Origin of the sequence: Micromonospora echinofusca (genome assembly GCF_017614955.1) — a bacterium.
GTDB lineage: Bacteria > Actinomycetota > Actinomycetes > Mycobacteriales > Micromonosporaceae > Micromonospora > Micromonospora echinofusca_A.
Genome location: NZ_WVUH01000276.1, coordinates 1 through 9743, shown reverse-complemented (window position 1 = coordinate 9743; position 9743 = coordinate 1). Strand labels below are relative to the sequence as shown.

At 74.3% G+C, this 9743-nt stretch carries 7 protein-coding genes; 6 read left to right on the top strand and 1 reads right to left on the bottom strand.

The genetic code is table 11. The annotated features are described in order from the left end of the window. The first annotated feature begins 139 nt into the window (after positions 1–139). The 5 genes from GSF22_RS25090 (at position 140) to GSF22_RS25070 (ending at position 6010) form a co-directional block, all read left to right on the top strand. Positions 140–694, top strand: coding sequence for a TetR/AcrR family transcriptional regulator (locus tag GSF22_RS25090; protein ID WP_208816194.1), 555 nt, complete (start codon positions 140–142; stop codon positions 692–694). 5 nt (positions 695–699) lie between these two features. Continuing rightward, a complete protein-coding gene (locus tag GSF22_RS25085; protein WP_208816193.1) occupies positions 700–1524 on the top strand; it encodes an oxidoreductase in 825 nt (274 codons plus the stop codon). An 86-nt stretch (positions 1525–1610) separates the two neighbouring features. After that, the gene (locus GSF22_RS25080) at positions 1611–2636 is read left to right on the top strand and encodes a universal stress protein (RefSeq protein WP_208816192.1); all 1026 of its coding nucleotides are present in this window, start codon (positions 1611–1613) and stop codon (positions 2634–2636) included. Positions 2637–2727: 91 nt separating this feature from the next. Then, positions 2728–5121: a phosphoketolase family protein gene (locus GSF22_RS25075; protein WP_208816191.1), complete on the top strand. Its 2394-nt coding sequence runs from the start codon at positions 2728–2730 to the stop codon at positions 5119–5121. 10 nt (positions 5122–5131) lie between these two features. Next, positions 5132–6010 (top strand): universal stress protein, encoded by an 879-nt coding sequence (locus tag GSF22_RS25070; protein ID WP_208816190.1) that lies wholly within the window; start codon positions 5132–5134, stop codon positions 6008–6010. A gap of 173 nt (positions 6011–6183) precedes the next feature. Here GSF22_RS25070 and GSF22_RS25065 read toward each other — a convergent pair whose 3' ends face one another. Next, entirely contained in the window at positions 6184–8577 is a 2394-nt protein-coding gene (locus tag GSF22_RS25065; RefSeq protein ID WP_307804299.1) for a heavy metal translocating P-type ATPase, read from the bottom strand. A gap of 211 nt (positions 8578–8788) precedes the next feature. On the opposite strand from GSF22_RS25065, the gene GSF22_RS25060 reads away from it, so the two are divergent. Next, positions 8789–9743, top strand: a 955-nt coding sequence (locus GSF22_RS25060; protein ID WP_244454074.1) for an Acg family FMN-binding oxidoreductase, incomplete at its 3' end; no start/stop codon positions are given.

Sequence of the window (9743 nt, the reverse complement as noted above, 5' to 3'; positions counted from 1 at the left end):
ATCATGGACTTGTGGTGGGGCTTTTGTGTCCTGCAACGGCTTACGTGGGGCACCACAAGTCCATGATCGACGGGGATGAGGCCGGCGGGGTGAGCGGGGCCACGTTGACGTTCTGACAATCTGAGCAAGAATTGTCAGCATGTCAGACGATCGGCTCGAACGGATCCTGGATGCCGCCTACCGGTGCTTCACCCGGCACGGCATGCGGCGCACCACCATGGACGACATCGCCACCGCGGCCGGGATGTCCCGTCCCGCCGTCTACCAGTACGTCCGCAACAAGGACGACGCATACCGACGCCTCGCCGCCGGACTGTTCGACCGGTCACTGACCCAGGCCCGCGCCGCCGCCGACGCCACCGCCCCCCTCGACGACCGGCTGCACGGCGTACTCGCCGCCAAGCTGGAGCTGACCCTGCAACTGTGGCGGGACAGCCCGCCGCACGCCGCCGAGCTGCTCGACGCCAGCGCCCGACTCACCGGCGACCTCGCCGGGGCGTACACCCGGGAACTGACCGACCTGGTGACCATGCTGGTCGCCGACACGGCCGGTGACCGGGCCCGGTCCTTCGCGGAGCTGGCCGTGGCCCTCACCCGTGGCCTGGAAGCCGACCTCACCGACCCCGAACTGCCCCGCCGCCGGCTGCGCGAGGGCGTGACGCTGCTCGTCGCCGGCCTCACCCACCAGGAGTGACCCCCATGACCACCGTCCTGATCACCGGCACCTCCTCCGGCATCGGCCGGGCCACCGTCGAACGTCTGGCCCGCCGGCCCGACCTCACCGTCTACGCCACCGCGCGCAACGTGGCGGCCATCGCCGACCTCGCCGCGACCGGTGCCCGGCTGCTCCCCCTCGACGTCACCGACGCCGCGTCGATGGCCGCCGCCGTGGCCACCGTCGAGGCCGCCCACGGCCAGATCGACGTACTGGTCAACAACGCCGGCTACGGCGAGTACGGCCCGATCGAGACGGCCGACCTGGACCGGGTCCGCACCCAATTCGAGACGAACGTGTTCGGGCTGGCCCGGCTCACCCAGCTCGTGCTGCCCGGGATGCGGCGCGCCGGGCGGGGACGGATCGTCAACGTCAGTTCGATGGGCGGCCGGATCGTCTTCCCCGTCGGGGGCTACTACCACGCCAGCAAGTACGCGGTGGAGGCGATCTCCGATGCGCTGCGCCAGGAGGTCCGGCCGTTCGGCATTCAGGTGGCGGTCGTCGAACCGGGTCTGATCCGTACCCGGTTCGGGGCCACCGTCGCACGGTCCCTGGGCTCCGGGAGCGACGTGAACGACCCCTACCGGGACCTGGTCGCCGCCGTCGACCGGACCATGACGGCGTCGTACGCCAACCCGCTGCTCGCCACCACGCCGGACCGGGTGGCCCGGGTGATCGAACGGGCGGTGACCGCCCGCCGCCCGCGTACCCGCTACCTGGTGACCCTGGCCGCGCAGGGCATGGTGCACACCCGACGGCTCCTCGGCGCGCGGATGTTCGACCTGGTCAACCGGCTTCAGTTCCGCTGAACCCGGGCCCCGGTTCCACCCGCCGCACTAGCCTCGACCGTGGGCAGCCGCCACGGTCGGGGGCGGGAGCCGGGAGGTGAGGCCGGATGACCGCTCCCGCCGACGCGCCGGTCGTGGTGGGGATCGACGACTCGTCGCTGAGCCTGGCCGCCGTCCGGCTGGCCGCGCAGGAGGCCGCCGCCCAGCACCGCCCGCTGACCGTGCTGCACGCCTTCAACTGGGCGGCGGTGGAGACCGAACCCGGGGGCCGGTTGCCCCGGGAGGCCGCCGAGGAACTCATCGACCGGGCCGTGGCCACCGCCAGCGAGATCGCCCCGGACCTGGCCGTACACGGTGAACTCGCGGAGGGCCCGGCGGTCGCCAGCCTGGTCCGGCACTCGGAGCGCGCCGCACTGGTCGCCCTCGGCGACGGTGACCTGGCCGGTTGCGGCTGCGTACCGTGGGACGCGCCGGCCGTGCAGGTCGCCGCCCGCGCCGGGTCACCGGTCCTGGTGGTCCGGCGCACCCCGCCACCGGCCGACGGGCCGGTACTGGTCGGGGTGGACGGATCGTCGTCCGCCGACGCGGCCCTGGCGTACGCCTTCGACTGCGCCGACCGTCGGCACACGGAACTGCTGGTCGTCCGGGTCACCGACCCGGACCGGCGGGACGGTGACCTCGTCGACCGGCTCGCCGAGGACGTGGCGCGCTGGCACGGCGGGTATCCCGGGGTGCCGGTCCGGCAGGAGGTGCTGGCCGGCGAGGCGAGCCAGGTGCTGCTCGACCGGTCCCGCGCGGCGGCGCTGGCCGTGGTCGGCGCCCGGGGCTCCGACCCGACCCGGGGCATGCTCGGGGAGGTCAGCCAGAGTCTGCTCTACCACTCGCCCGCCCCGGTGATCGTGGTACGCGCACACGCCGTCAGCCGACGTGCCCGGCGTCCCGGCGGGGCCGCGCACGGGCCCGACGCGTCCGTGGACCGCCTGGGCGCCATGGACCGGCCCGACGCGTCCGTGGACCGCCTGGGCGCCGCGCACGGGCCCGACGCATCCGGCGGCCGGTCCGGCGGATCGCAGGGCCAGCGGGCGCCGTCGATACGTCAGGAGGCCCCCCGGGGCCGGGACCAACGGCCCTGACCGAGGTGGACACCCGACCGCGAAGCTGGGACCGACCCGGACAGCCCGGCTCCGGATGCGCGATCCCCCGACCCGCGAGAGGCTCTGGTAGATGGACACGGCACTGGACACACACGGCCCCCTGACCGAGGACGAGCTGCGCCGGCTCGACGCGTACTGGCGCGCCGCCAACTACCTGACCGTCGGGCAGATCTACCTGCTGGACAACCCGCTGCTGCACGAGCCGCTGGCGCCCGAGCACGTCAAGCCCCGACTGCTCGGCCACTGGGGTACCAGCCCCGGCCTGAACCTGCTCTACGCCCACCTGAACCGGACCATCACCCAGCGGGACCTGGACGCCATCTTCGTCACCGGCCCCGGCCACGGGGGACCGGCGATCGTGGCGAACACCTGGCTGGAGGGGACCTACAGCGAGCTGTACCCGTCGGTCGGGCGGGACGAGACCGGCATGGCCCGGCTGTTCCGGCAGTTCTCCTTCCCCGGCGGAATTCCCAGCCACGTCGCCCCGGAGGTCCCCGGCTCGATCCACGAGGGCGGGGAGCTCGGCTACTCGCTGATGCACGCGTACGGGGCCGCGTTCGACAACCCGGACCTGCTGGTGGCCTGCGTCATCGGCGACGGTGAGGCGGAGACCGGCCCGCTCGCCGCGAGCTGGCTGTCCAACGTCTTCCTCAACCCGGCCCGGGACGGCGCGGTCCTGCCCATCCTGCACCTCAACGGCTACAAGATCGCCAATCCGACGGTACTGGACCGGATCGGGCGCGACGACCTGATGTCGATGCTGCGCGGCTTCGGATACGAACCGATGGTGGTCGACGGCGACGAGCCGGACCGGGTACACCAGGAACTGGCCGCCACCCTGGACCGCGCCCTGGACTCCATCGCGGCCATCCAGCGCCGGGCCCGGGTCGACGGGCACACCGACCGACCGCGCTGGCCGGCCGTCGTGCTGCGTACCCCGAAGGGCTGGACCGGCCCGCGCGAGGTCGACGGCAAGCGGATCGAGGGTACCTTCCGCGCCCACCAGGTGCCGATCAACGAGGTCCGGGACAACCCCGCGCACCTGGCCGAGCTGGAACGCTGGCTGCGCAGCTACCGGCCGGAGGAACTCTTCGACGCCACCGGCGCCCCGGTCGACGAGCTGGCCGCCCTGCCGCCGCGCGGGGACCGGCGGATGAGCGCCAACCCGCACGCCAACGGCGGGATCGTCCTACGTGACCTGGTGCTGCCCGACTTCCGGGACTACGCGGTCGACGTGACCCGGCCCGGTGAGCCGGTGGCCGGTGCCAGCGGGGTGCTCGGCACCTGGGTCCGCGACGTGATCACCGCCAACCCGGACCGGTTCCGGCTGTTCGGCCCGGACGAGGTGGCCTCCAACCGGCTCGGTGCGGCGTTCGAGGTGACCGACCGGGCGTTCGTCGGCGCCACCGGGCCCGACGACGACCACCTGGCCCCGGACGGCCGGGTGATGGAGGTGCTCTCCGAGCACCTGTGCCAGGGCTGGCTGGAGGGGTACCTGCTCACCGGCCGGCACGGCATCTTCACCAGCTACGAGGCGTTCATCCACGTGGTCGACTCGATGCTCAACCAGCACGCCAAGTGGCTCAAGACCACCCGGGGCATCCCGTGGCGCCGCCCGGTCGCCTCACTGAACTACCTGCTCTCCAGCCACGTCTGGCGGCAGGACCACAACGGCTTCTCCCACCAGGACCCCGGTTTCATCGACCACGTGGTCAACAAGAAGGCCGAGGTCGTCCGGGTCTACCTGCCGCCGGACGCGAACACCCTGCTCTCCACGATGGACCACTGCCTGCGCAGCCGGCACTACATCAACGTGGTGGTCGCCGGGAAGCAGCCGGCCCCGAACTGGCTGTCCATGTCCGACGCCATCCAGCACTGCCGCCGGGGCGTGGGCATCTGGCAGTGGGCCAGCACCGACGAGGGCCGGGAACCGGACGTGGTACTCGCCTGCGCCGGTGACGTCCCCACGCTGGAGACCCTGGCCGCCGCCGACCTGCTGCACCGGCACCTGCCGGAGCTGAAGGTACGGGTGGTCAACGTGGTCGACCTGATGCGGCTGCAACCGGAGAGCGAACACCCGCACGGGCTACCGGACCGGGTCTTCGACACCATCTTCACCCGGGACAAGCCGGTCATCTTCGCGTACCACGGCTACCCGTGGCTGATCCACCGGCTGACCTACCGGCGCACCAACCACGACAACCTGCACGTGCGCGGGTACAAGGAGGAGGGCACCACCACCACGCCGTTCGACATGGTGATGCTCAACGACCTGGACCGCTTCCACCTGGTCATCGACGTCATCGACCGGGTGCCGGGGCTGGCCGTACCGGCCGCGCACCTGCGCCAGGCCATGGTCGACGCCCGGCAGGAGTGCCGTGACCACACCCGCCGGTACGGCGAGGACCACCCGATGGTCGCCGAGTGGCGGTGGGTCCGGGAAACCGATCCCACGAACAGCTGAGGAGCATCCGGTGACCAGTGACGAGATCCTCGTCGGGTACGACGGCTCGACGGACGCCCGGACCGCGCTGGGCTGGGCGTTGGACGAGGCGGACCGGACCCACCGGCCGGTACGGCTGGCGTACGCCTTCGAGTGGCTGACCGTGGCCGGCTGGGTCGGGCCGGGCATCGCCCCCGGTACCTGGCCGGACGAACTGGCCCGACGCCAGGTCGAGGAGCTGGTCCGGGACGCGGTGGCCGGGGCCGGCGGCAGCCACCCCGGGATCACCGTGCACGGGGAGGTCCTCGACGGGCCACCGGCCCTGGTGCTGACCGAGCGGTCCGCCTCGGCCGCGCTGCTGGTACTCGGCAGTCGGGGCCACGGTGGCTTCGCCGGTCTGCTCGCGGGCTCCACCGCGGTCAGTGTGGCCGCGCACGCGCACTGCCCGGTGGTGGTGGTCCGCGGCGCGGCACCGGCGGAGGGCGGCGGCCGGGCCGGGCACGTGGTGGCCGGGGTGGACGGGTCGGCCGGTTCGCTGGCCGCCCTGGGTTTCGCGTTCGAGCGGGCCGCGCTGCGCGGCGTACCGCTGCACGTGGTGCGGGTCTGGGGTCGGCCGGTACCCGAGTGGACCCCGACGGACCTGCACCTGGACGACATCGCGGCCCGGGAACGGGAGGCGCTGGACGGGTTGCTGGCCGACTGGCAGCGGCGGTACCCGCAGGTCGAGGTGACCGTCGAGGTGCCGGCCGGCAGTCCGGCGGCGGTCCTGGTCGAGGCGACCCGCCACGCGCAGCTCGTGGTGGTCGGCAGCCGGGGCCACGGCGGTCTGCGGGGGATGCTGCTCGGCTCGGTCAGCCAGCAGCTCATCGCGCACGCGTACTGCCCGGTGGCGGTGGTCCGGCAGGAGTGAGCCCGGCGGACCTGCCGTCGGCGGCGCCGGAGGGCCGGGTGCCCGGGTGCTGCCGACGGCAGGTCGCGGCGAGGCGATCCTGAGTGGTGGCCGACAGATCTGCGTCGCGCCGCAGATCTGAGGTGTTAAAAAGGGGCCCTTCCTATACCGGAAGCGTTAACCGGGGCCCTTCCTTACGTTCTCAGGGAGAAGTAGTCCTCTTCCTCCTGGGTCAGGTGCAGGCGGAGGACGGCGTCCAGGCCGTAGAGGCTGGCGAGGAGGTCCGGCACCTGGTCGGCGCGGAGCCGGGCGTCGGCCGGCGGCCCGGTCGCCGCCGCCCCGGTCCCGGTCGGCCGGGCGTCCGGCGCCGCCCCGGCCCGGCTGGCCTCCTCCGGCGCCGGCTCCACCTGGTCGAGGTGGCCGCCGATCCGGTCGATCAGGCGGTGGATCTCCACGTGCGCGCGGCTCATCGTGGCGGTCGCCTCGGCGCTGCCCAGCGGGCCGGCCAGCGCCGGGTAGAGCCGCTGCTCCTCGGCCGTCTCGTGCGGCAGCACCTCGTCGACCAGCCGGCGGTGCACCGCCCGCAGGGTCGGCACCACCTGGGGGGCGTCCGGTCGGGTCGCCACCAGGTCGGCCGCGCCGCGCAGCCCGGTCAGCACGTCCCGCAGCCCGGTGTGCTCGGCGGCGTACCGGTCGAGCATCTCCCCGGTGTGCCCGGGTACCCCCTGGTGGCGCAGGCCGCCGCCGAGCGCCCGCAACGCGTTGAGGATCACCACCACGTCGATGCCCTCCTGGAGGAACGCCCCGGCCACCGGGGGCAGCAACCCGAACGCGGCGGCCACCATGGCCAGCACGGCCAGGCCCATGCCCACGGTGGCGCTCTGCACCGCGATCCGCCGGGCGTGCCGGGCGATCTCCACCGCGTCGGCGAGCCGGTCCAGCCGGTCCACGGTGAGCACCGCGTCGGCGATGTCCGCCGAGGCGGTCGCCCCGGTGGCGCCCATCGCCACCCCGACCCCCGCCTCGGCCAACGCCGGGGCGTCGTTCACCCCGTCGCCGACCATCACGGTGACCGTCCGCTGCGACTCGGCGCGGACCCGTTCCACCTTCTGCTGCGGGGAACAGCGGGCCACCACGTCGTCCACGCCGACCACCCGGGCCACCTGGTCGGCGGTGCCGGGGCGGTCCCCGGTGAGCATCACCAGCCGGGTGAACCCGGCCTCGCGCAGCCGGCGTACCGTCCGCCGGGCGTCGGAGCGTACCGGGTCCTCCAGCAGCAGGGCACCGACCGGCGCGTCGTCGACGCTGACCCAGACGGTGGCGGCGCCGTCCAGGTCGGCCCGGCGGCGGGCCCGTTCGGCCCAGTCGGGCAGGTCCCCGTCGAGCTGCCCGACGCGGACCAGCCGGCCGTCGACCCGCCCGGTGACCCCCCGGCCCGGTTCCTCGGTCACCCCGGTGGGGGTGGTCAGGGCCAGGCCCCGGTCGCGGGCCGCCCGGACCAGGGCCGCCGCCAGGACGTGCCCGGAGAGCTGCTCGACCGAGGCGGCCAGCCGCAGTACCTCGTCGGAGTCGCCGCCCGGGGCGACGACGGTCTCACTGGCCCGGGGACGCCCGGCGGTCAACGTGCCGGTCTTGTCCATCAGCAGGGTACGGGCCCGGCCGAGCAGTTCCAGCGAACCACCGTCACGGACCAGCACACCCCGGCGCGCCACCCGGGACAGGCCGGAGACGATCGCGATCGGGGTGGCCAGCAGCAGCGGGCAGGGGGTGGCCACCACCAGCACCGCGACCGCCCGGACGAACTCCCCGGAGAGCAGCCAGGCCAGCCCGGCCAGGACCAGGGTGAAGGGTACGAACGCCGCCGCGTACCGGTCGGCGAGCCGGACCATCGGGGCCTTGCGGGCGGTGGCCTCCTCGGCGAGCCGGACGATGCCCGCGTAGGTGCTCTGCGCGGCGGTGGCGGTGGCCAGCATCCCGAATCCGGCACCGGCGTTGACCACACCGCTGGCCACGTCCTCGCCGGGTCGCCGCTGCACCAGGCGGGACTCTCCGGTCACCACCGACTCGTCGAGGGTGGCCGCCTCCTCGGTCCGTCCGTCCACGCCGACCACGTCGCCGGGGCCGACCACCAGCCGGTCGCCGACCTGCACCCGGGCCAGGTCGACCACTTCGATCCCGCCGTCCGGGGTACGGCGGCGCGCGGTCCGGGGCGCCCGGGCGAGCAGCGCCCGCAGGTCCCGGGTGGCCCGGCGTTGCGCGTACGCCTCCAGGGTCCGCCCGGTGGCCAGCATCAGGGCGATCACCGCACCGGCCAGGTACTCGCCGACCAGCAGCGCACCACCGAGGGCGAGGACGGCGATCACGTCGACCCCGAACCGCCGCTGCCACAGCGACCGCAGTACCGACCAGGCCGCCGGCAGCAGCGCGGCCACGGTCACCCCGGCCCACACCAGACCGGCCGCGTCCGACCGCCCGGTGAACCGGAGCACCACCCCGGCGGCGACCAGGACGGTGAGCGCCACCAGCGGGCTCCACTCCAGCCAGGCACGCCGCCGGCTCGTCGCGGGTTGCTCCGGGACGCACTCCATGGGCTTCTCCTCCCCGCCGATCCTCCCAACCCGGGTGGACCGGTGACCAGGATTCCGGGTTACCTGCCGTGCCGGGTGGGGCGAATGTCCCGGGTCGGGCAGGGCATAGGTACCGTGCGGTCGGACCGTTCCGCGCGGAGGATGGAGCGGGCAACCGGCCCCGCAGCGGTGCGGACTGGGGCACGATGGGCGGAAAAGGAAGGTCGTGACCATGAGCCAGGAGAAGCCGGAGACGGACCGTACGCTGACCACCGCGCTCGCGGAGGCCGCCACGACGGCCGGCTACGCGCCCTCGCTGCACAACACGCAGCCCTGGTTGTGGCGGGTCCTGCCCGACCGGCTGGAGTTGCGGGCGGTCCGCGAGCGGCAGCTTCCCGCGACCGACCCGGACGGCCGGCTGCTGGTGCTGAGCTGCGGCGCGGCGCTGCACCACGCCCGGGTGGCGTTGGCCGCCGAGGGTTGGCGGGTGGCGGTGGAGCGGCTCCCCGAGCCGGGCGACGGGGATCTGCTGGCCCGGCTCACCGCGAGCCGCGCCGACGGCGCCGACCCGGGGGCGATGCGGCTGGTGCAGTGCATGCAGGTACGGCACACCGACCGCCGGCCGGTCGGCGAGGAACGGGTCGGTGCCGGCGCGCTCGACGAGATCGGCGGGGCGGCGGCCGCCGAGGGCGCCCGGTTGCAGGTGCTCGATGCCGACCAGGTGCTGGAGTTGGCTGCCGCCGCCAGTCACGCGGCGAACGTGGAGGCGGGCGAACCGCAGTTGCGCGAGGAGCTGCTCTACTGGACCAGCCGGGCGGAGGGTACCGGCCTGCCGCCGGAGGTGCTGCCCGAGCAGCAGCCGCAGACCACCGTCCCGGGCCGGGACTTCGGTCGCCCCGGCACCCTGCCGGTGGGCCCCGGGCACGACCGGGCGGCCGTGTACGGGCTGCTCAGCGGCGACGAGGACGAGCCGGAGAGCTGGCTGCGGGCCGGGGAGGCCCTGTCGGCCGCCTGGCTGGCCGCGACCCGGCTGGGGGTGTCGGTGGTACCGCTCAGCGGGGTGGTCGAGGTGCCGGGCACCCGGCAGACCCTGCGGGGGCTGCTCGCCGGGATGGGTTTCCCCTACCTGGTCCTGCGGTTGGGTGTCGCCGACCCGGCGCACGCCGGCCCCCCGCACACCCCCCGGC

Bases quoted from the DNA above. Each gene is read 5' to 3' on its own strand.
- GSF22_RS25090 (WP_208816194.1), top strand. From the start codon at position 140: ATGTCAGACGATCGGCTCGAACGGATCCTGGATGCCGCCTACCGGTGC.
- GSF22_RS25085 (WP_208816193.1), top strand. From the start codon at position 700: ATGACCACCGTCCTGATCACCGGCACCTCCTCCGGCATCGGCCGGGCC.
- GSF22_RS25080 (WP_208816192.1), top strand. From the start codon at position 1,611: ATGACCGCTCCCGCCGACGCGCCGGTCGTGGTGGGGATCGACGACTCG.
- GSF22_RS25075 (WP_208816191.1), top strand. From the start codon at position 2,728: ATGGACACGGCACTGGACACACACGGCCCCCTGACCGAGGACGAGCTG.
- GSF22_RS25065 (WP_307804299.1), bottom strand. From the start codon at position 8,577: ATGGAGTGCGTCCCGGAGCAACCCGCGACGAGCCGGCGGCGTGCCTGG.